Genomic DNA, 22323 nt, shown 5'->3' on the forward strand with positions numbered 1-22323 from the left:
GTTTTGGGAAAGAAAATAACCGTCCAACTGCGAAAATGAAACCGAAAGGTTTCGACACGCTAACTAACCGCCGTCAAAACATGACGGTTTCCTCACGATCTGTGGCATATTTGCAGAGTTAACTCCCAAGAAATTGGTGGAGTGCGTCAATCGCCGACTCAAAATCCAGCTACTGAAAGAGGAATAAACGTGACTGAGCTGCACATTCTGCGAGTGAACGGTGCGAATCGTCTGATCGACGAACTGGAGAACACTCCATTCGGGCTGGTTTTCGCGGGACAAGGTGTCGACTGGCTCGCCGGCCTGCGTACCGCAATTTCCGCAGGTGCCGGCCGGGCAATCGCCGATGTCGTCAGCGACGCAGCCGCGCAACTTGCTCCGGTTGAGGATGACATCGCCACGGCGCGACCGTTCGGCTTCGATCCCGTCAACTGGGCAAATGCTGAGCAGCCACCGTTGATTGATGCGACGATGGCGTCGGTAAGCATGCCCGGCATACTCACCGCACAGCTGGCCACCCTCATGACTCTGGAAGCGCAGGGTCTGGACATTGAGCGCGCCTGCACCGCAATCGGGCATTCACAGGGAATTCTCGCGGCGCACGCCGTGAAGGATCTCACCCGGGCCGCGGATTTTGTGGCGATCGCCCAGCTGGTGGGGGCCGCAGCCAGCAAGATCGCCCGCGAAAAACGCCTGGTGCCAAGCGGTGATCACACCCCGATGCTGTCCATTCAGGGCATCACCCGGGAGCAACTCGAGAACGCTATCGAGGGAACCGAGGTCGAGATCGGCCTGCGCAACGCCCGCGACTGGTATGTTGCCGTCGGGCAGCCGCAGCATCTGGTGGAGCTGAAGAAGCGCCTGGAAAAGCTTGCTGCAAAAGATGCCCGCGAGATTGAGAACAAGAAGCGTGGCGGCACCCCGTTTGCTCCGAAGTTCGCGTTCCTCGGGGTACAGGTTGGTTTCCACCACACCGCAATGCTGCCCGCCGTTGAGCTGGCCGCACAGTGGGCTGAGCGTGCCGCACTGGATGTGGAGCTGACGCGCGAGCTAGCTACCGAAATCCTGATCACCCCGGAGGACTGGGTGGAGGATGTCACCTCCGCTCTCGACGCTGGTGCAACGTGGCTGCTGGACGTCGGCCCGGGCGAAGGCGTGCGCGCTCTCACCACGAACATCGCTGCGGGGCGGGGCGCAGGCGTGCTCTCCGTCGGCACCCACGCCGGGCAATCCGCGCTTTTCGACGCCGGGAGCGCCCCATCACTACCGGTGTCCTTTGATCAGTTCGCCCCACGCGTGGAGAACGGCAAGCTCGTTACCAAGTTCACCGAGCTGACCGGACGTAGCCCGATGTTGCTCGCCGGTATGACCCCCACCACCGTGGACCCGGAGATTGTCGCTGCTGCTGCGAATGCAGGCCACTGGGCGGAGCTCGCTGGTGGCGGCCAAGTGACCCCGGAGATCCTGGAAAACAATATTGCGAAGCTGGATTCCTTGCTTAAGCCGGGGGTGAACGCGCAGTTCAACTCCATGTTCCTGGACCCATACCTGTGGCAAATGCAGATCGGTGGCAAGCGCCTGGTGCAGAAAGCTCGCCTGAATGGTGCGCCGATCGACGGTGTGGTGATCACCGCTGGTATCCCAGAGCATGATGAGGCAGTGGAGCTGATTCATGAATTGCGTGGCAACGGGTTCCCATGGGTTGCCTTTAAGCCGGGCGCGGTGAAGCAGGTCCGCCAGATCCTCGAGATTGCTCGGTCTGTCCCCGAGGTGCCGATCATCCTCCACGTTGAGGGCGGCAAGGCCGGTGGTCACCACTCGTGGGAGGAACTCGATGACCTACTGATTGCCACCTACGGCATGATCCGCGAGACCGAGAACACCGTCCTATGCGTCGGTGGTGGTATCGGCACTCCAGAGCGCGCCGCGGACTACATCACCGGTGAGTGGTCCACGAAGTACGACCTGCCCAAGATGCCGGTGGACGGCATCCTCGTCGGCACCGCAGCAATGGCGACCAAGGAAGCGAAGACTTCTGATGCCGTGAAGCAGCTGTTGGTGGAAACCAAGGGGCAAGACGAATGGGTTGGTGCAGGTAGCGCAGCCTTTGGCATGGCCTCCGGACGCTCCCAACTGGGCGCGGATATTCACGAGATCGACAACTCCTTTGCCAAGTGTGGCCGTCTCCTCGATGAAGTAGCGGGCGATGCAGAAGCCGTCGCCGCTCAGCGCGAGGACATCATCGCCGCCATGGCTAAGACATGCAAAGTCTACTTTGGCGACCTGGCCGACATGACCTACGAGCAGTGGCTGAACCGCTACCTCGAGCTGTCCGGCCCGTATCAGGGGCAGTGGACTGATATTTCCTGGAAGAACCGCTTTGCCCAGATGCTGGAACGCGCCGAGGCTCGCCTCACCGAGCTCGACCACGGCGAGTTTGAACCGCAGGTGGAGCTGACTGAGGATCCAGCCCAGGCCGTCGTGAAGCTCGGCGAACTTTACAACACCACTGACCTGCTGCACCCGGCGGACGTCGCATGGTTCCTTGGGCTGTGCCGCACCCCGGGCAAACCGGTGAACTTTGTGCCGGTGATCGACAAGGATGTGCGCCGCTGGTGGCGCTCCGACTCCCTGTGGCAGGCCCACGATGAGCGCTACGACGCCGACGCCGTCTGCATCATCCCAGGACCAGCCGCTGTCGCCGGTATCACCCGCGCCAACGAGCCTGTCGCCGAACTGCTCGCACGCTTCAACCAGGCCACTATCGACCGCCTCGATGCCACCGACGCCCCAGCGAAGACCGCCACCGAGCGCGTCCTCGCTGCACAGGGCACCTACTGGGCTGGACGCAACACCGGCTCGATGATCGCCCGCCTCGGCGACCTCGACGCATGGCAGCTTCACGACGGCGGAGCCACCCACGCCCCAACCGGCGCGACGCTACGCGACCTCGACGCCACTCACGCCGAACTGACCGTTCCACTGACCGGCTCCACGGCGCCGGGCACCACCGCGGACCTGAAGATTCGCTTCACCCTCCCAGAGGTCGGCGTTCCGACCGTCACCCAAGAAGACGCGGAAGCCGCCATGGGCGAACTCACCCGCATCGCTGCCGGTGGCGAACTGCCAGAGATCAAGGATGGCGTGGCGCACTGGAACACCGAACTGTCCACCGACCACATCGCCGACTACAACAACGTCACCGCCGCCTACTTGGATCGCACCGTCACCCCAGGTGGCACCGCGCCAGATGTCATCGTGGGACTGGCATGGCCAGCGATCTTCGCAGCCGTGAAGTCCGCCGTGATCCCAGGAACCGACTCTGCCTCCGTGGTCGAAGGCATGCTGTCCCTGGTGCACCTCGAGCACCACATCAAGCTGGTCGAAGCACAGCCCGACGCCCTGCCAGCAGCATCCGTGCCGATCCGCATCGAGGCAACCGCTGATGAGGTTTCCGATACGGACATGGGCCGCGTCGTCGTTGTGCGTGCCCGCGTCTACGCCGACTACCCAGACGCAGGCGAACGCCTCGCCGCGGAGCTGTCCGAGCGCTTCGCTATCCGTGGCCGTGGTGGCAAGATGACCGCCCGCACCAACACCTCCGTGTTCCCAACCGTGGTGGACACCCCGCGCTCCTTCCGTGCTTACGCCAAGGTCGTGGCACCGACCTCCATGAAGCCTTTCGCCGTGGTATCCGGAGATCGCAACCCGATCCACGTGTCCGATACCGCCGCGGCGCTCGCTGGCTTACCGAACGGCGTCATCGTGCACGGCATGTGGACCTCCGCGATCGCCGAACTGATCGCCTCCTCCGGGTTTGAAGGCTCCGAGCCGAAGAAGGTGCTGGAATACACCGCGACCATGCTTGCACCGGTCCTGCCGGGTGCTGAGATCGAGTTCACCGTTGAACGTGCTGGCGTAGACAACCGCCCGGGCTTCGGCGAGGTCCGCGAGATCACCGCGAAGGTTGACGGAAACCTGGTTCTCACCGGTACCGCCGTCATGGCAGCGCCGGTGACGTTCTACGCCTTCCCAGGCCAGGGCATCCAGTCCCCAGGGATGGGCATGGCTGCCTACGCCAGCTCCCCAGCGGCGCGTGAGGTGTGGGATCGCGCCGATGCTCATACCCGCGCCAAGCTGGGCTTCTCCATCCTTGAGATCGTCCGCAACAACCCATCCGAAGTCACGGTGAAGGGCGAGAAGTTCCAGCACCCTGACGGTGTGCTGTACCTGACCCAGTTCACCCAGGTCGGCATGGCCACCTTGGGCTGCGCGCAGGTCGCCGAGATGCGCGAGGCGTCCGCCTTGAACCAGCGGGCCTTCTTCGCTGGCCACTCTGTGGGCGAATACAACGCGCTTGCCGCGTACGCCGGAGTGCTCTCCCTGGAATCCGTGGTGGAGATCGTGTACGCCCGAGGCCTCACCATGCACCGCCTGGTCGAGCGCGACGCTTCCGGTGTCTCTAACTACGGCCTGGCCGCGTTGCGTCCGAACAAGATGGGCATTTCCGCGGAGGAGGTTTTCCCATACGTTGCTTCCATCGCGGAATCCTCCGGTGAGTTCCTGGAGATCGTGAACTACAACATCGCTGGTGTCCAGTACGCTGTCGCCGGCACCCGCGCCGGGCTGGACGCTCTAGCTGCTGACGCGGAAAAGCGCGCGCCCGGCATGCGTGCCTTCATCCAGATCCCGGGCATTGACGTGCCATTCCACTCCTCGCACCTTCGCGACGGCGTGGGCGCGTTCCGTGACCACCTGGATTCCCTCATCCCGCACCACATTGACCTGGACATTCTGGTGGGGCGCTACATCCCGAACCTGGTTGCCCGCCCGTTCGAGCTGAGTCGCGAGTTTGTTCAGTCCATGGCTGAGGTGGTTTCTTCCGAGCAGCTCGACCAGATCTTGGCTGACTTTGAGGCCGCAGCGCAGGATGAGCAGAAGCTGGCCCGCACCTTGCTCATTGAGCTGCTCGCCTGGCAGTTCGCCTCCCCAGTGCGTTGGATTGAGACCCAGCACCTGGCACTCACGTCACTGGGCGTGGACCGCTTCGTGGAAGTGGGTGTGGGATCCTCGCCGACGATCGCGAACATGCTTGGCCAGACGATGCGCCTGCCGCAGTATGCGAATGCACACCTGGAGGTGCTGAACGTTGAGCGCGATGCGGCGACAGTGTTTGCTACTGATGCGATCACCCGTGAGGTTGCTGAGGACGAGCCAGCAGCTGAGGCTGCTCCGGAGACGGAGAATGTTGCAGCTCAGGCCACGGAGGTTGTGGCTGCTCCTGCTGCGGCGCCTGCCGGCGGCCCTCGCCCGGATGACATTGCCTTCACTCCGGCTGATGCCACCGACATGCTGATCGCTATCTGGACGAAGGTCCGCCCAGATCAGATGGGTGCTACGGACTCCATCGAGACCTTGGTTGAGGGTGTGTCGTCTCGCCGTAACCAGTTGCTGCTGGACCTTGGTGTGGAGTTCGGTCTCGGCGCGATCGATGGTGCTGCTGACGCGGAGCTATCCGACCTGAAGAACACCGTGTCCCGCATGGCCAAGGGGTACACCGCCTTCGGGCCGGTGCTTGCGGATGCGTCTGCGGACGCACTGCGTCGTATCACCGGACCTACCGGAAAGCGCCCGAACTACATTGCTGAGCGCGTCACCGGAACGTGGCAGCTGGGCCAGGGTTGGGCGGATCATGTCCAGGCTGAGGTAGTGATGGGTGCTCGCGAAGGTGCGTCGCTGCGTGGTGGTGACCTTGCGACCCTGCCGCCAGCGAACAATGTGGCCGAGCTAGACGCACTTATCGACGCCGCCGTGCAGGCCGTCGCAGCCCGCCACGGGGTGTCCGTGGGGCTGCCATCCGCCGGTGGAGCTGGCGGTGGCGTGGTGGACTCCGCAGCGCTGGGCGAATTCGCCGAGGCTGTGACCGGGCGCGAGGGCGTGCTCGCAGAGACCGCTCGCACCATCCTGAATACCTTGGGCCTTGCCGACGCTCCAGCCCACGGACTGCCGGAGCAGGACGACAGCGTGGAACTGTTCGAGCTGGTCGCTCGCGAACTAGGATCGGACTGGCCACGCCAGGTCGCGCCTGCGTTCGATGAGAATAAGGCCGTGCTTCTCGACGACCGCTGGGCCTCTGCCCGCGAAGACATCACGCGCTTTGCACTGGGTCAGCTGGAAGAACTGGACATCACTGGTGCGGGTGAGGCCGTCGCACAGCAGGCTGAGTTTTTTGGGCTCAATGACCTGGCTGAGCAGGCACGTTCCACTGAAGCGTTGCAGTACGCCAACGACGTGGCTGTGATCACAGGTGCGTCCCCGAACTCCATCGCTGCAGCTGTGACCGAGGGGCTGCTCGCTGGTGGTGCCACCGTGGTGGTCACCACTTCCAGCCTGAACCACAAGCGTCTTGAGTACTACAAGAAGCTCTACCGCGAGTCTGCTCGCGGCCAGGCTGCACTGTGGATCGTCCCAGCTAACCTGTCGTCCTACACGGACCTGGATGCCGTGATCGAGTGGATCGGCAATGAGCAGACCGCGACCGTGAACGGTGCGAAGAAGGTGCTGAAGCCAGCTTTGGTTCCGACGCTGCTGTTCCCATTCGCCGCTCCTCGGGTTTCCGGATCCCTGGCAGATGCCGGCCCGCAGGCCGAGAACCAGATGCGTCTGCTGCTGTGGTCGGTGGAGCGTCTCATCGCTGGTCTGTCTGCGATTGGGGTGGACGCGGAGATCGGTAAGCGCCTGCATGTGGTGATCCCAGGTTCGCCGAACCGAGGTCGCTTCGGTGGCGATGGCGCGTACGGCGAGTCCAAGGCAGCCCTCGACGCGCTGGTCACTCGCTGGCACGCTGAGCCAGTGTGGGGCTCTCGCACTTCGCTGGTCCACGCGCTCATCGGTTGGGTGCGCGGCACCGGCCTCATGGGCGGTAACGATCCGCTGGTCGAAGCTGTCGAAGCCGCAGGTGTACGCACCTACGCCACGAACGAAATCGCGGAGGAGCTGCTGTCGCAGGTCGCCCCAGCGGTGCGTTCCAAGGCAGCGACCGCGCCGGTGGTGAAGGACTTCACCGGTGGCTTGGGTGAGGCTGAGCTGAATCTGGCTGAGCTGGCACGTAACGCTGCGGCACAGGCATCGGAGGCAGGGGACGTCGACAAGCCGCGCACCATTAAGGCCCTTCCAACGCCGTACCGTCGTTTCGACGCCACCACGCCGTCCTTCGAGGTCACCCAGAAGCTTGAAGACATGGTTGTCATCGTCGGCGCCGGTGAGTTGGGCCCATACGGCTCTGCCCGCACGCGTTTCGACGCCGAACTCACCGGATCCCTGACCGCCGCCGGCGTCACTGAGCTGGCATGGACCATGGGACTGATCCACTGGGACGAGGACCCGAAACCGGGCTGGTACGACGCATCCGACGAACCGGTTGCGGAGGAAGACATCTTCGACCGCTTCCACGACGAGGTCCTCGCGCGTGTGGGCGTTCGCCAGTACCACGATGACTTCGGCATGGTGAACAACCTCATGCCGGAGCTGACGACCGTGTACCTGGACCGTGACCTGTCCTTCAACGTCGCTGACGCAGCTGCTGCCCGCACCTTCGTTGACTCCGAGCCGGAAACCACCACGGCGCACCTGGACGAGCAAACAGGGGAGTGGGTTGTCACCCGCAAGGCTGGTTCCGCAGTTCGCGTGCCACGCCGCATGGCGATGTCTCGCTTTGTTGGTGGCCAGATCCCAGAGGGATTTGACCCAAGCGTGTACGGCATCCCAGCGGACATGATCGACAACCTGGACCGCGTCGCTGTCTGGAACCTGGTCTGCACCGTGGACGCCTTCCTATCCAGCGGTTTCACCCCCGCAGAGATCATGCGTTCCTTGCACCCAACCCGCGTGTCCTCCACCCAGGGCACCGGCATGGGCGGCATGGCGTCCCTGCGTTCCCTGTTCGTTGATGGCCTGCTCGCTGAGCCGCGACAGAACGATATCCTGCAGGAAGCGCTGCCGAACGTCATGGCAGGCCACGTCATGCAGTCCTACGTTGGTGGTTACGGCCAGATGATCCACCCAGTAGCAGCATGTGCCACCGCCGCGGTGTCCGTGGAAGAAGGCATGGACAAGATCCGCCTGGGTAAGGCAGACTTCGTGGTCGCAGGTGGCCTGGATGACCTGTCGATGGAAGGCATCACCGGCTTCGGTGATATGGCGGCCACCGCCGATTCCGGTGTCATGCGAGGCAAGGGAATTGAAGACAAGTTCTTCTCCCGAGCCAACGACCGTCGCCGTGGTGGCTTCGTAGAATCCGCTGGTGGCGGCACGATCCTGCTGGCTCGTGGTTCCGTGGCAGCTGACCTTGGCTTGCCGGTGCTCGGCGTGGTGGGCTTTGCCGAATCCTTCGCGGACGGTGCGCACACCTCGATCCCGGCTCCTGGCCTGGGCGCACTGGGTGCGGCTCGTGGTGGTACGCAGTCCCGGTTCGTTACTGCTCTGGCCTCGCTTGGTGTGACGCCGGATGACATTGCGATCGTGTCCAAGCACGACACCTCCACCGAGGCGAACGATCCAAACGAATCAGACCTGCATACCCGCATTGGTCGCGCAATTGGCCGCACCGCAGGTAACCCGCTGTACGTGATCTCCCAGAAGACCCTCACCGGTCACGCCAAGGGCGGCGCCGCAGCATTCCAATTGATCGGCCTTACTCAGGTCCTACGCTCCGGCGTCGTTCCTCCGAACCGCTCCCTGGACTGCGTCGACCCAGCCCTAGAGAAGAACTCCGATCTGGTGTGGCTGCGCTCCTCCCTGGACCTGCGGTCCCGCGCACCAAAGGCCGGCCTGGTGACCTCTCTCGGCTTCGGACATGTCTCCGCACTCATCGCCATCGTGCACCCAGCCGCATTCGAAGCAGCTTTGGGCGCCCGTGCAACCGAATGGCGCTCTGCCGCAGCAGCTCGCGAGGCCGCCGGTCTGCGCCGGATCCTCAGCGCCATGCATGGGGGCGCAGCCCTCTACGAGAAGCCAGTCGACCGAAACCTTGGCGGCACCGGCGCAGCAGCCAAGGAACGCGAAGCAGCAATGCTGCTTTCCGAATCCGCGCGGCTTATCGACGGGGTGATGCAGCCGTAGAAAGAGCCCGTGCGGGATTTGGTAATGTAAATTGACGTTTTCCTTGTGAATTAGTCACTTTGCATTACCAGATTCGACACTAAGGCCCGGTTCCGTAAGGGGATCGGGCCTTTCTAGTCCCGTCGGCCAGTTAACCCGGTAATCACAGATTCGGTCGCACTGGATGCGAGATTTGTGAGTTGAACATCAAAGTTTTTCTCAGGCTGCAAAGGATCTCGCATGCAAACGGTTGCGCACTGCTGGGTCGGTTCGTGAGCTGCACCGTCGACATCAAATGCCCCCACATAGGGGGAGTTTTGGTGGGGGTGCAGCCGATTTTTCCTGTTCAACAATGTAAAAAATGTTGCATCCGACACTATTGGGCAATAATTAATTCTCAAACATACGGGGTAGGACTACTGTGAGGTGTGTCAGTTGAGAAAAAGTTTGCACTTCGGGTCACGAGTTGCCTTGAGAAGTGAGCGAAATGCAAAAATTTCTCATTCCTCCGCCATCGAACGGAAAAACTCATGTCCCTCGTTACGGAATCTCGTGATTCACAACTAGGAAGCTCCGGCGACGCCGACCGATCACATGCTGCCCTCAAGTGGCAGAAGAACGACACCGTCTGGATGCTCAGCCTCTTCGGTACTGCGATCGGTGCTGGCGTCCTGTTCCTGCCAATCAACGCAGGTGTCGGCGGTATTATCCCGCTGTTGATCATGACGTTTGTCGCTTTCCCAATGACCTTCTGGGCACACCGTGCTCTCACCAGGTTTGTCCTCTCGTCTTCCTCGGAAGAAGGAGACCTCACTGAGGCAGTGGAAGAACACCTCGGTTCCAAGGCTGGGTTGGCGATGACAGTTCTGTACTTCCTGTCGGTGTACCCAATCCTGTTGGTTTACTCCGTCACCATCACCAACACAGTTACCTCTTTCATGGAACACCAGCTCCACATGTCCGCTCCACCTCGTGGTTTGCTTGCTGGACTGTTGGTTGGCTCATTGATCTTGATCGTCAACTTTGGCTCAAACGTAGTGGTCAAAGTGATGTCTGTCCTGGTTTTCCCGTTCATCGCTATCTTGGTGCTGCTCTCTCTCTACCTGATTCCACAGTGGAGCGGCGCACTGTTCACTACGTTTAGCCTGGAATCGGTTTCCGCAGCTTCTGGCCACGGCCTTGCAGTTACGCTGCTGTTGCTCGTGCCAGTGATGGTGTTCTCGTTCAACCACTCGCCAATCATCTCTTCCTTTGCTAAAGAGAATAAGAAGATCTACGGTGCGAACAGCGATAAGAAGACCGGTCGAATCCTGGCTTCCGCTGAAATTCTGATGGTTGTTGTGGTCATGCTGTTCGTTTTCTCGACCGCTTTGTCGCTGAGCCCAGAAAACATCGCTGAGGCCAAGGCGCAAAACATCACGATTTTGTCCTACCTGGCTAATCACTTCGATGATCCAGTGATCGCTTGGGTTGCACCAGTTGTTGCCATCATCGCCGTCGCAAAGTCCTTCCTGGGGCACTACCTGGGCGCAGCTGAGGGCTTTGAAGGCATTGTCAAGCGCGCGTCGAGTAATAAGAAATTTGCAGAAGGTAAGTCCCTGCACAACTTCACGTTGATGTTCATGCTGGTCAGCTCTTGGCTCGTGGCTTGGGCTAACCCTTCCATCTTGGGAATGATTGAAACCCTGTGTGGCCCAACGATTGCAATCCTGCTCTTCCTGCTGCCGCAATACGCGATCTACAAGGTTCCAGCATTGAAGCGATTCCGTGGGCACTTTGGTAACTACTTCACCACAGTCATCGGTGTCGTTGCGGTGTGCACCATCGTCTACAACATCTTCCAGGTTTTCTAAACAGCTGCTGCTGGAATTGAAAAAGGAGTAATAAGGCCGTGTTCATCAGCATCTTCGAAATGTTCAAAATCGGAATCGGGCCGTCGAGCTCACACACTCTTGGTCCTATGAAAGCAGCCAAGAGCTTTGTCGACGAGCTGGAAGCATCAGAACTCATCAGCATGGTGGATCGCGTCAGTGCTGAAGTGTATGGTTCATTGTCACTGACCGGCAAGGGACATGCCACCGACAATGCGATCATCATGGGCCTGGCGGGGTTTGAACCAGAGACGGTCGACATCGATCAGATGCCAATTTTCCTCGATACCGTTCGCTCCACGAACAAGCTGAATATCGGTAGCTCGCAAAAGGAGGTAGCCTTCGACGGGGAGAATGGGATCGTCTTCCGCAGTGACTTCCATCCTGCTCACGAAAACACGATGTCGCTGACTGCTTACCGTGGCGAAGAGGAAGTCCTCACTAAGTTCTACTGTTCCATTGGCGGTGGCTTCGTTATGCCGGCTTCGGAGATCGGAAAGCGATGCGATACGCACCAGCCAGTGCCATATCCGTACCCAACTGCCGATGCTTTGCTCCGACTCTGTAATCAAAAGGGGCTCAGTATCCCAGAGCTGGCCATGGCGAATGAAATTGCAGCTCATGGTGAGCAAAAGGTCCGGGAGCATATGGCACGGGTATGGGAAGTCATGCAGGAAGGCATTGATCGGGGGCTCCATACAGACGGAGTGCTGCCGGGGCCAATGCGAATCCCTCGTCGTGCCGCAGCACTGAAGCATCGCATTGAGTCCAAAGATGCTCCCCACCGGTTGGGCGCCCTGGAAAGCGTCAACTGGGTGAACATGATTGCCTTCGCAGTGAGCGAAACCAATGCAGCCGGTGGTCGAGTGGTGACCGCACCTACCAATGGTGCGTGTGGCATTGTTCCAGCAGTCTTGGCCTACTATGACAAATTCGTCGAGAAGGTCACCCCAGACAGCTACGCTGACTATTTCTTGACCTGCACCCAAATCGGAGCTCTGTACAAGATGAATGCCTCTATTTCTGGTGCCGAAGTTGGTTGTCAGGGTGAGGTGGGGGTTGCTTGTTCAATGGCAGCTGCAGGCTTGGCGCAACTGTTGGGCGGAACTCCAGCCCAGGTATGCAGTGCTGCGGAGATCGCAATGGAGCACAACCTTGGGCTCACCTGTGACCCCATCTGTGGGCAAGTCCAAGTTCCTTGTGTAGAACGAAACGCCATTGGTGCTGTGAAGGCAATCAACTCCGCCACGATGGCGATAAACCGAGACTCCGAGCCAGCAGTGTCGCTCGATTCGGTCATTGCAACAATGTATGCAACCGGAAAAGACATGGACAATAAGTACCGTGAAACTTCTGCCGGCGGTCTGGCCAAAGTGGTATTTCCAGTACTTTTGCCTTGCTCGTAGTATTAAAATCAGGCAAGAAAGTTCTCACCACCTCGACACATCAACTACCGGTGTGTCGAGGTGATGTGCAGTGGTTATGTAGAGAAGATGATGGCGATGAAACAAGATCCGAAAGCAATGCAACATCTCATGATGTCAGCTCCGGTCCGGGATCGGCAGGATCTATATGATCGATACGTGCCGTTGGTGGAATTTCTTGGCCAGGCCATCGGTCCCAATTGTGAAATCGTGCTTCACGACCTAACTGTTCCCGACGAGTCAATCATTGCGATCGTAAACGGCCACATTAGTGGTCGAAAGCTCGGCGGCCCAGTTACGAATTTTGCATTGTGGTTCATGCGTCAGGGGGCAAAGTCTTCTGTGCCATATGTGGCAGGCTATCGCGCAGTAAACGGCGCTGGAAGGATCTGTCGATCTTCAAGCTACTTCATCAGAAACGAACAAAATGAACTCATCGGAATGATCTGCGTCAACGTAGACATTACTGATTTTGTTCAGTTTCACCGATTCGTTGGGCCGCAAATCGGCCAATCGACACCAGTGGTAGCCAACGGTTACGAAGATGAAGTGGAAATGCTGCCAATGCCTGACCCCATTGAGGATCAGCCGGTGGATTTGGGTGGCTTCCAGGACTTAAGTCCGGTCGACGAGGTGAAGAAACAAGCAGTGATGGACTTCACCACGCCGTCAGCACCTAAAACCGTTGCAGAAGACACGATGGAAAATCTGCAATCCAACCTGGACAACCTACTGGAGTCAATGCTTGGTGGTGCGATTGCGAAATATGGTTATGTGATCGAGAAGATGGGGGTAGACGAACGGCTCAACGTGGTTTCCGATCTGGATGAAGCAGGGTTCTATCTGCTCAAAGGCGGAATTGCGGCTACCGCAGCCAAGCTCGGCGTGTCTGAGGCGACCATCTACCGCTATTTGGTGCGCGTGCGGCAATAAGCGCTAAAAACCCAATACGCCCGGCAACCTGCAAAATTGAGGTTGCTGGGCTTTGGCGTTTGGTCACTAGCCTGCAATTGCTTGGAGTGTGGCGAGGTGGGTGTGCCAGGCCTTAAGCCCGTCGCTGGTGAGAGACAGTTTTGTTTGCGGCTTCTTGCCGACGAACCCCTTTTTAATCTTCACGTACCCCAGTTCTTCCAAGGCAGACGCGTGCTTGAAGAGGGGGGAGTCGGTGGTAGCGATATAGTCTCGTAGGTCTTTGAAAACCATCGAATCCACTCCTGACAATGCTGCTACCAGGGAGAATCGCAAGGGGTTGCTGAATGCAGGGTTGAGGTCGAGGCGGGGGTGAGCGCTCATCGGACTACTCGATTCACGATTGCTTCCCAGGTTGTGCCAGCGACAGCTAGCAGGAGGAAGATAGTGGACAGGAACATTGCTGTGTCGAGGCTCGCGTGGAGGACCGTGGCGAGGACCTACGTGATCGCCCACAGGGACATCATTACGCCCCATCGTTTGCCGAAACCTCGGCGTGTGGCTGGTTGGACGATAGCAAACACACCGAGCATAGAGCAGAACACTACGGTCCAGGTGACGCTGAGGATGGTGGGGATCAGTGAATCCGGTGCCCAATGCCTGCCCATGACGTAGATCGTTCCGGCAGTGCACAAGGCCACGTACGTGATCCACACTGGATTGAAGCTACTGGCGCGGGAGGAAAGAGAGTTAGCGAGTTGAAGTTGTTCGCGGGCTTGTTCTGGGGTGGTCATTGTTGGGCTCCTTGGTGGGTGTTGTGCTGACAAGCTTGAGTAAAGAAACAACTTTCCATGTTGGCAAGAGCTTTCCAGAAACTCGTGCCGGATTTGGTAATGCAAACTGACGAAAATCCAGGTAAAAGTACAGTTTGCATTACCAAATCCGACAGGAGATACCTTCTGCATTGCCCCATCCGATGACGCAGTGCACATGTTCTCGACCAGCACCGGTGCTCGCATTTAGTAGGCTTAACCGCATCATCTGATTAGATACGGGAGCTTACTTGTTCGTTGGCATTGACCTTGTCCACATCCCCGGTTTTGCTACGCAATTAGAACAGCCAGGGTCGCGCTTCTTGGAGGTATTTCACCCGCTAGAGTTGCGACGTGCAACCAGGAAAACCAACCGCACCCAGCATCTCGCCGGGTGCTGGGCGGCAAAAGAAGCCTTCGTCAAAGCCTGGTCGCAATCCATGTATGACCAGCCACCAGTTGCAGAGGAAATGATCTGGTCACAGCTTTGCATCGAGCAAGATCAGTGGGGGCGCGTGCGCCTACGCCAAGACTTGGTTGCTGCCCATGTCGAAGTCTCGATTAGCCACGACGGCGACTACGCCACGGCGGTGTGCTTGTTGGAACCAGCACCCGCGGACCGCTAACCGCGAGACCTGGAATTCGAGAGCGGGAGCTGCAAATCTGCTATTTTTGCTTTTAGGGTATTTTATTCACCTAGACTCGAATTCCAGGTCCCGCACATTAGCGATGCAGGCTGCTACACCTGGGCGACGGCAAACAGATATGCCACAAGCATCCGTTTTATTTCTGCGACGGTAGCGTCGAAGGAGTGTTCATCCTCGCGGATCCCGTAATTGAGTAGGGAAGTGACGGTGTGGATCAGGATTCCAGCCAGTCCGAGCCTCATATCTAGTGGTGCGCGGGGTGCGAGAGGTTCCATGACTGCCGCGATAATGGACAGCATTTCCTTCTCGGTTGCGGCTGCGGTGGCGCGGGTCGCTGGGGTGGATTGAACGGCGTGCCACACGGCGCGCCGGGAGGGGTCCTCTTTCCAGAGCTTGGCAAGGTGGTCGATGAATTCGTCAAGGAATTCCGGCCACTGTAGTGCGGGGACGCGCTTGGAGAATGCGTTGAGTTCGGCGACGATCGCTGCGGTATCTTCGCGGTCGAGTTCGCAGATCAGTACATATTTGTTGGCGAAGAATTGGTACAACGTGCCGATGGGAACCTCGGCTCTGCGGGCCACTTCGTCGAACGTGAATGACTCGAATCCGGCGTCGACAAGCACGGCGCGCGCCGACGACAAAATACGGCTGTACTTTTCGCGGCTGCGCTGCTGCGCGGGACGACGACGGGGGACGAGGATCTCGGACATGACTTTAGCTGGATACCCCGAGCTCGCGAAGGACGCGCGCAACGTGACCGGTAGCACGAACGTTGTAGAGCGCCAGGCCGATGCGTCCGTCGGCTTCGATGAGGAACGTCGAGCGGATAACCCCTTCGACGATCTTGCCGTAGTTCTTCTTCTCCCCGAATGCTCCGTATGCCTTCATAACCTCACGGGAAGGGTCGGAAAGTAATGGGAAGTTCAGGTCGTGGTCGGCGCGGAACTTCGTGAGTTTTTCAGGAGCGTCGGGGGAAATGCCGACGACTTTAATCCCGACCTCGTTGAGTGGGGCGAGGCTGTCGCGGAAATCGCAGGCTTCTTTGGTACAGCCTGGGGTGTTTGCGCGCGGGTAGAAGAACAGGACAACCCGTTCGCCACGGAAGTCGGAAAGGGAGACGGTTGCTCCGGTGTCATCGCTTAGGCTGAATTCTGGGGCAGGGGTGCCAACGTCAAGTCTCATGCGTTTTAGCTTACCGTGAGCATGCTTTGCTGCAGCGCGGGCACCTAAACAGGTAGAGTTAAGCGAAGTAAGCACTAACTCTTTTAATTTCGGGAGACACCTCGTGGCACGCAACATCGATGACATCCAGCGCGACATTGAACGCACTCGCCGTCAGCTCGCTAGCACCCTTGACCAGCTGGCAGAACGCAGCCGCCCACAGGCGCTGGTAAGCGACGCGCAGCAGTCTTTGGCGGTTAAGCTGCAGGATCCGAAGATTCAGGCTGCCATCGGTGGCGCTGTACTCGTTGTTGCAGGCTTGATCGGGCTATCTGTTGCTAGCTCCCGGAAGAAGAACCGCGACCTGAAAGCGATCCAGCGGATGCTCGCTGAGCGTTCCTAATAGATAAAAAGCAGCGGCCGCGACGGGGCAATAGAAGCCTTTGTCGCGGCCGTTTTTTCTCTACACCAGGGTAGCCCCGGCGTCTTCCATTTCCTGGAGCGCTAGTTCTGCATATTCTTTATTCATCGGTGCAACTAGGTCGGTCAAAACCCGAACCTTGAAGCCCTTTCGCACTGCATCCAGCACTGTTTCCCGGACGACGAAGTCCGTAGCGATACCGGCGATGTCAAGGTGTGTGATGCCGTGTTCCTTAAGGTAATCCTCCAGCAGAACGCCCTGGCAAGCTCCCTCAAAACCGGAATATACTGGCGTGTACTGGCCCTTGGGGAACAGCGCCGTGGGAGGAAACTCTGCGAAAGCGAGATCGAGGGCCGGATGGAACTCAGCCCCCAGCGAATCCGCTACGCAGTGCACAGGCCAAGTATCCAAATAATCTGGATTCTTTGAAAAGTGAGTCCCTGGCTTGATGTGCCAGTCCCTGGTGGCGAGTACGTAGTCATAGTGGTGTTCGCTACGAACGAGTTCCGCAATCTTTTCCCCAACGATATTCCCATTAGCAGCAGGTATTGCGCCACCAGGGCAAAAATCATTTTGAACATCAACGATGAGCAGTGCGGAAGACATGCATACAATGTTACCGAAGGCATATATAAAACAGACAAATGTGTCCTAAGAGCTGGTGAATGGATGACTAATCCGTGCCGATCCAGTGAAGGGGCTCTAGTGATGAAAACCGGGAAGCATTTCCCGGGTTTCGGGGTAAAAAGTTCAAAAAAGCAGCAGTGAAGCTCGATTCTCTGACGAGATCCGGGAAACGCTTCCCGGGAATTAAAGTGACAAGGCCCAACGGGCCGCCAACCCCTAACAAAACAAACACCGCCTGACTAGGTCAGACGGTGTTTTACTTGTGCGCCATCAGGGACTTGAACCCCGAACCCACTGGTTAAACGCGTTACCGGCGTGACCTGCAGAATTTCATCACCAAAATGAACACAACCACACATCACGCCTGTAACATACGTCACATGTATAACAACGAAACGATCCTGCAGGGGTGGCAAACTGAACTACGCGCCGTCGGAAAAACGCATGGCACGATCACGGTCAGGACGTCACACATACGGCGGTGCCTCGAGCACGTCGGCAAGCCAGTCCACGACGTCACACGTGCCGATCTAATCGACTGGCTAGCCGCGTCCAATTGGGGACCGGCAGCCCGTAAATCCGCCCGGTCCAGCCTTAGGACGTTCTGGCAGTGGTGCGCCGCCACCGGTGTATGTGATGACGTCGCTAGTACTATCCCGGCTGTGCGCCAACCGCGCACCGTGCCCCGGCCATGTCCAGATGTGATGATCCGTGACGCGATAGCCCGCGCCCCCGATCACGTTGCACTAGCAATAGAGATCATGGCCACCACCGGCGCTAGACGTGAGGAATGCGCCAAAATCAGGGCTAGCGACGTCGTGCCAGCGGGGCGGGGCTGGTCCTTGAGGATCACCGGCAAGGGCGGTCACACGCGGCTAGTACCTCTACCACCTCACCTAGCTAAGCGGATCAAGGCCCGGCCCGGGTGGACATTCCCGGGCGGGGTTGACGGCCACATTTCCGCCGGGTGGCTCGGAAAACTCATTACCCGCTACCTACCGGACGGCTACACCCCACACAAGTTACGTCACAGGTACGGAACAACCGCCTATGAGCATTCCCACGACCTACGCGCCGTGCAAGAGCTGTTAGGGCACCGGAAGATAGACACCACACAGGTTTACGTAGCGGTGTCTACCACGTCGCTAGTGGACTCAGCGCGCGCCACGTGGCGCGTGGCTAGCTAGTGAACCACAACGCGCCGCCGGTGTATGTCTCACTATTCCGTGGCACCTGCGTCGCAAAGATGTACCCGTCTTGAATGTGGATAATTGGCCCCGGTGCACTCGAGCCGTATAGCTGGAAACGGACAGGGCCGGGGGGCTGCATATCATACGGCGCTTGACCGATCAGAACCTGCGATCCGGTTTGCTTAAAGCTGATATTTTCAAAGGACACGCCGCCAATAGGGCCCGCTTTCTTGAATGTCGCTTTGCCTGTGAAAGCGTCACTGTCCAGTGTTTCGGGTGCCTCGAGCGTCAGGCCCGCGCCGTCCTTGCCAGCCGGGCCAGCGGGGCCGGTAGCACCGTCCTTACCCGCCGGGCCAGCGGGGCCGGTAGCACCGTCCTTACCCGCCGGGCCTCGGACGGTCCCCACATCGGTGAAGCGATCCCCATTCCAGATGTGAAGGTGGCCGTCGTTCTCGGTGATCCACGCCCGGCCAATGTCATCACGTGACAGGCCGCTAGGCAGCGAGCGACTATCAGGCACCGCGCCCGCGATCGTTACGCTAGTACCGTCCTTGCCAGCGGGGCCAGCGGGGCCGGTAGCACCTCGAGCACCTGCAGGGCCCTTGAGGGATTCCAGCCACGCGGCGACCTCGCCATGAAATCCCTCGTTTCGAGCGACCTCGAATGCGCTTAGCCCTTGAGGGCCACGCGGTCCAGCGGGACCCGCCGGGCCGGTAGGACCGTCCTTACCCGCTGGTCCAGCGGGGCCGGTATCACCCTTCGGAATCTGCAGAATCTGTTCTTCGACTTTCCGCGCTAGCGCCTCAATATCATGAGCCCCTTTATAAACCGGGTCAGTAGCTAGCGGAAATGGAAACTGAAACGTTGGTGTTCTACTCGGCATATATTCCCCCTTGCGTAATGTGTTCTAAATCAGCCCATGTGACAGATTCATCTATGAATGGTGCACGGTGCCAGTTAATACTGTTGTCTAGCAGTTTCCACGGCAGCGGGTTATCCGCTGTGTCTCCTTTGCCAACCCATACACATTTAAGCGTTGAAAGCCACTTTTTGCCATTCCAAACAAGTGTGCCACCAATAGGTGAAATGGTCGGCTGAATTGCGAAACCAATCGACCGCAATACGTCTTGTAACTTAGAGTTTTTGACAATTCCGACAATATTAGATTCCCAGGTGTGAATCCAGAATTTAATCTGTTCTTCCGTAAATTCATCGGATATAAAAGTTAATTCCGGTATTTCTGGCAGGAAACATGTTTGCACTAGCTGTTCCGCTGTTTTTTCAAGCAGTGGGCGTGTGGTGTCCTTGATCACAAGGTTGCTGTTCCATGACATAGTAGAATTGCCTGGCAACGTAGTACTTTTGGGCCGTATCGTGCGCTGTGTTTCTGTATCGTCCAGGTTAAAGCCATGTACAATTAAGGCGCTTACCTCGGTTCTTGGACCGAAAGTAAACTCAATCTTTGAGCGCACGTCATTGCCATCAATGCTCACAGTGTCAACTGGGCGTTGCTGACGTTTGCCAGATGTGTTAACTACCACTAATTCATCTGTTTTTACTTTAATTTCAGGGAGTAATGCCCCGGTTTTACTTTGCCTGAAAATGCCGAACACTTCGGCGGATTTGCGCCCGGTGGGGTAGACGTTTGTGTCTCCTGGCCGCCTAGTCCATGTGCCAGCGTCGAATGCGTGGTAAAAACTCTTCGCTGCAGTGAGTTTAGTCATGATATCTTGCTCACTAAACAGGCGAACAGACTCGTTTTTCCATTTGTCGGGCACCCAAAATGTAATGTTGCGTGTGGTGCGCCCGGTAAATTGCAGATCAAACGCCTGTTTATACGCGTATGTTCTAAACCATTGTTCTTTGTTTATGTACTCGGAGCCAAAGAACCCCATCGGATCGACGGCGGTAATTTCAGTGTCCCAAATGTCACCGTCTTTATCAGTACTCACGTAGCGCGTCGTGATGTTGCGCACAATGCCATCAAACAGGGTCACCAATTGCTTGTTGACGGTGATTAGAACATCTACTCGAGAACGCCCGGGGATAGGGTAACCGCGATGTAATTTACCTGTGCGGTGTCGTATGGTAAACGTCGCTGTTGACGGGTCGGCGTGTGAAAAGATGTTTATCCGCCCCCACTTGATGGACAGGTCAGCTAGGACCGCGTGCCCCTCGGTGTCCCATGACTCGACTGTATCACCCGGGGGAACTCCATCTATTCGCACAAACGGTTGAATAATCATGCCGTGCGCAGCCCTTCCAACCCGGTAAGTTCGTCGGTGTCTCGGAGTGCCGCGCGAATGGTCTCAGCTAGGAAACGCTCATTGCCTACAGCCCCGTGAACGGTGACGTTCACGACGATGGGGGCTGTCTCGGAGCGGGGAGCGGGGCGCTGCAAGAGCGCCGCGAGATGGCCACCATACACGCCGCCATCGGTAGCGCCGTGGAACTCGTACACACCGCCACCACCGAACGGGTCGGCCCCGAAAACGTCCCCAAAATCAGGCACGGGGAGATTAGCGACCCATTGGCCAAAATCTTTCAGCCACTCAATAGCGATACTCAGCTTATCGACCAGCGCATCCAGCCAGCCTAGAGCCGTGGAAATAGCGCTGACGAAAATGTCACCGACAGCCAGACCGACTCCACCTAGTACCTGTGCGAGCCACTCCAGGATCGGGGCTAGCGCCTCCACGATCCCCACGAATGCAGGCAGCAAACTTTTCACTATCTCGACCAGTGGCGGGATAATCGGCATAATCGCGTCGATCAGGCCGATAAAGATATCCGCCAATGTCACTAGCACAGGGGCTAGCGCATTCACGACGTCTACCAGGGCGGGAATCAGTGCTTTAGCGACCTCACCTAGTGGTGGGATAATCGGCAGTAGAGCCTGGATAAGGTCGCTAATTACGCCGGCTAGCTGTGGGAACAGCGGGGCGACATCCTCCATAGCGTCCTGCAGGATCGGGAACACTTCGGCGGCGACCTCGGAGACAGCACGGATCACCGGCTGGAAGGCGTCGGCCATGATCCCGATAGCGTCGATGATCGGCGGGATCACAGGTGCTAGCGCGTCCAGCGCACCTACTAGCAGGTCACCTAGCAGCTGTGCAATTGACTGCACTAACGGGGCGACGGCTATCACCGCGTCAGCTAGCGCGGTACCCACGACCGCCACCACCTCAGCCAGTGGCGGGAGCAACGGGGCGACGGCCTCGGTTAGTGCTGCGATACCTTCCATGACAGGACCGAATGCGGGGGCAAGGATATTCAGCGCATCGACCAGGGCGACACCGGCCACATCAGCTATCTGTGCTAGCGGATCGACCATAGCCCCGATAGTGACGCCTAGCGCCTCGAATATGCCACCTAGCGACGGGCCTAGCGCAACACCCAACTCTGCTAGCAGGTCCATAAGCGACCCTAGCAGGACGCCTAGGCCATCAACGGCGGTAGCAAAGCTGTCCACAAGGGCGGTCATGGTGCCGTTCGCGGCGTACTCGGTGAATTTGTCACCAATGACAGCGAGGAAGCCGCCAAATGATTCACCTAGACGCGCGGCGACCGGCTCCAACGCGGGGCCGATTTGCAGGAACCCGGATATAAGGTCATTAAGTCCAGGCCCCATGCTTGATATGAACTCTTCACCCGCTGCAGTGAGTGCCTGCAGCTCGGGGACACTATCGCTAATGGTGTCCAGGACGCCCCCGAACACTTCGGCGGTGGTGGCAGACAGGCTAGCGATATGCGGCGTAAGCTCTTCGATCACGCTTCCAAGGCGCGCGAACGGGTCCGCTAGGCCCTCTGCAAACTCAGCTGACGCGGCCTCTTTCAGGCCCTCGAACGCCGGGCCCGCTTCGGCGGCTGCCTCTTTCAGACCCTCGAATCCAAGCGCGACCGCGCCAATGGCAGGGGCTACGGCAGCGCTTAGCGCTGCAGCACCCGCGGCGACTTGACCCAACGCGCCGCCGGTAATGGCGATACCGGACGCAATAGATGTAGATATCGCTGTGAGCTTAGTGAAGCTGCGAATGAGTCCGTCGGTAGCTTCAGCCGCTTTTTTAAATCCGCGCGTGTTGGAATCGGAGACAATGCGGATCGACACCATAGCGGTTTTTTTAGCCATGGCTAGCCTCCTCCAGTATCTCTATCATCG

At 58.5% G+C, this 22323-nt stretch carries 15 protein-coding genes; 7 read left to right on the top strand and 8 right to left on the bottom strand.

Translation table 11 applies throughout. From position 1 onward, the window contains the following. Positions 1–189 precede the first annotated feature (189 nt). The 4 genes from HW450_RS10250 (at position 190) to HW450_RS10265 (ending at position 13327) form a co-directional block, all read left to right on the top strand. Complete coding sequence (locus HW450_RS10250; protein WP_182385523.1) at positions 190–9120, top strand: type I polyketide synthase; 8931 nt, start codon at positions 190–192, stop codon at positions 9118–9120. 509 nt (positions 9121–9629) lie between these two features. Then, complete coding sequence (locus HW450_RS10255) at positions 9630–10952, top strand: aromatic amino acid transport family protein (RefSeq protein ID WP_182385524.1); 1323 nt, start codon at positions 9630–9632, stop codon at positions 10950–10952. 38 nt (positions 10953–10990) lie between these two features. Next, positions 10991–12376: an L-serine ammonia-lyase gene (locus tag HW450_RS10260; protein WP_269149328.1), complete on the top strand. Its 1386-nt coding sequence runs from the start codon at positions 10991–10993 to the stop codon at positions 12374–12376. Between the two features lie 96 nt (positions 12377–12472). Next, positions 12473–13327, top strand: a complete 855-nt coding sequence (locus HW450_RS10265) for a helix-turn-helix transcriptional regulator (protein ID WP_232843246.1) — start codon at positions 12473–12475, stop codon at positions 13325–13327. 66 nt (positions 13328–13393) lie between these two features. Here HW450_RS10265 and HW450_RS10270 read toward each other — a convergent pair whose 3' ends face one another. After that, positions 13394–13687: a winged helix-turn-helix domain-containing protein gene (locus tag HW450_RS10270; RefSeq protein ID WP_182385525.1), complete on the bottom strand. Its 294-nt coding sequence runs from the start codon at positions 13685–13687 to the stop codon at positions 13394–13396. Positions 13688–13803: 116 nt separating this feature from the next. Further along, positions 13804–14097, bottom strand: a complete 294-nt coding sequence (locus tag HW450_RS10275; protein WP_182385526.1) for a hypothetical protein — start codon at positions 14095–14097, stop codon at positions 13804–13806. A gap of 269 nt (positions 14098–14366) precedes the next feature. On the opposite strand from HW450_RS10275, the gene acpS reads away from it, so the two are divergent. Continuing rightward, positions 14367–14741, top strand: a complete 375-nt coding sequence (acpS, locus tag HW450_RS10280) for a holo-ACP synthase AcpS (protein WP_182385527.1) — start codon at positions 14367–14369, stop codon at positions 14739–14741. Positions 14742–14854: 113 nt separating this feature from the next. On the opposite strand, the gene HW450_RS10285 is transcribed toward acpS, so the two are convergent. Both HW450_RS10285 and bcp read right to left on the bottom strand, forming a co-directional pair. After that, entirely contained in the window at positions 14855–15472 is a 618-nt protein-coding gene (locus HW450_RS10285) for a TetR/AcrR family transcriptional regulator (protein ID WP_182385528.1), read from the bottom strand. A 4-nt stretch (positions 15473–15476) separates the two neighbouring features. Next, the gene (bcp, locus tag HW450_RS10290) at positions 15477–15944 is read right to left on the bottom strand and encodes a thioredoxin-dependent thiol peroxidase (protein WP_182385529.1); all 468 of its coding nucleotides are present in this window, start codon (positions 15942–15944) and stop codon (positions 15477–15479) included. A gap of 103 nt (positions 15945–16047) precedes the next feature. Between bcp and HW450_RS10295 the strand changes: the two genes are divergently transcribed. Next, complete coding sequence (locus HW450_RS10295; protein WP_182385530.1) at positions 16048–16326, top strand: DUF3618 domain-containing protein; 279 nt, start codon at positions 16048–16050, stop codon at positions 16324–16326. A gap of 60 nt (positions 16327–16386) precedes the next feature. Here HW450_RS10295 and HW450_RS10300 read toward each other — a convergent pair whose 3' ends face one another. Then, positions 16387–16950 (bottom strand): isochorismatase family protein, encoded by a 564-nt coding sequence (locus HW450_RS10300; protein ID WP_182385531.1) that lies wholly within the window; start codon positions 16948–16950, stop codon positions 16387–16389. A 401-nt stretch (positions 16951–17351) separates the two neighbouring features. Between HW450_RS10300 and HW450_RS10305 the strand changes: the two genes are divergently transcribed. Beyond that, positions 17352–18158, top strand: coding sequence for a tyrosine-type recombinase/integrase (locus HW450_RS10305; RefSeq protein WP_182385532.1), 807 nt, complete (start codon positions 17352–17354; stop codon positions 18156–18158). On the opposite strand, the gene HW450_RS10310 is transcribed toward HW450_RS10305, so the two are convergent. Genes HW450_RS10310 through HW450_RS10320 form a run of 3 tightly spaced genes read right to left on the bottom strand, consistent with a single transcriptional unit; the run spans position 18151 to position 22293 of the window. Then, positions 18151–19044, bottom strand: a complete 894-nt coding sequence (locus HW450_RS10310; protein WP_182385533.1) for a collagen-like domain-containing protein — start codon at positions 19042–19044, stop codon at positions 18151–18153. The two genes, HW450_RS10305 and HW450_RS10310, sit on opposite strands and share 8 nt — an antisense overlap. Beyond that, positions 19034–20407: a hypothetical protein gene (locus HW450_RS10315; protein WP_182385534.1), complete on the bottom strand. Its 1374-nt coding sequence runs from the start codon at positions 20405–20407 to the stop codon at positions 19034–19036. The genes HW450_RS10310 and HW450_RS10315 overlap by 11 nt, the downstream gene beginning before the upstream one ends. Next, positions 20404–22293 (bottom strand): phage tail protein, encoded by a 1890-nt coding sequence (locus HW450_RS10320; RefSeq protein WP_182385535.1) that lies wholly within the window; start codon positions 22291–22293, stop codon positions 20404–20406. Before HW450_RS10320 ends, HW450_RS10315 begins: the two co-directional genes overlap by 4 nt. Between the last annotated feature and the right edge of the window lie 30 nt (positions 22294–22323).

The organism is Corynebacterium hindlerae (genome assembly GCF_014117265.1).
Classification (GTDB): Bacteria; Actinomycetota; Actinomycetes; order Mycobacteriales; family Mycobacteriaceae; genus Corynebacterium; species Corynebacterium hindlerae.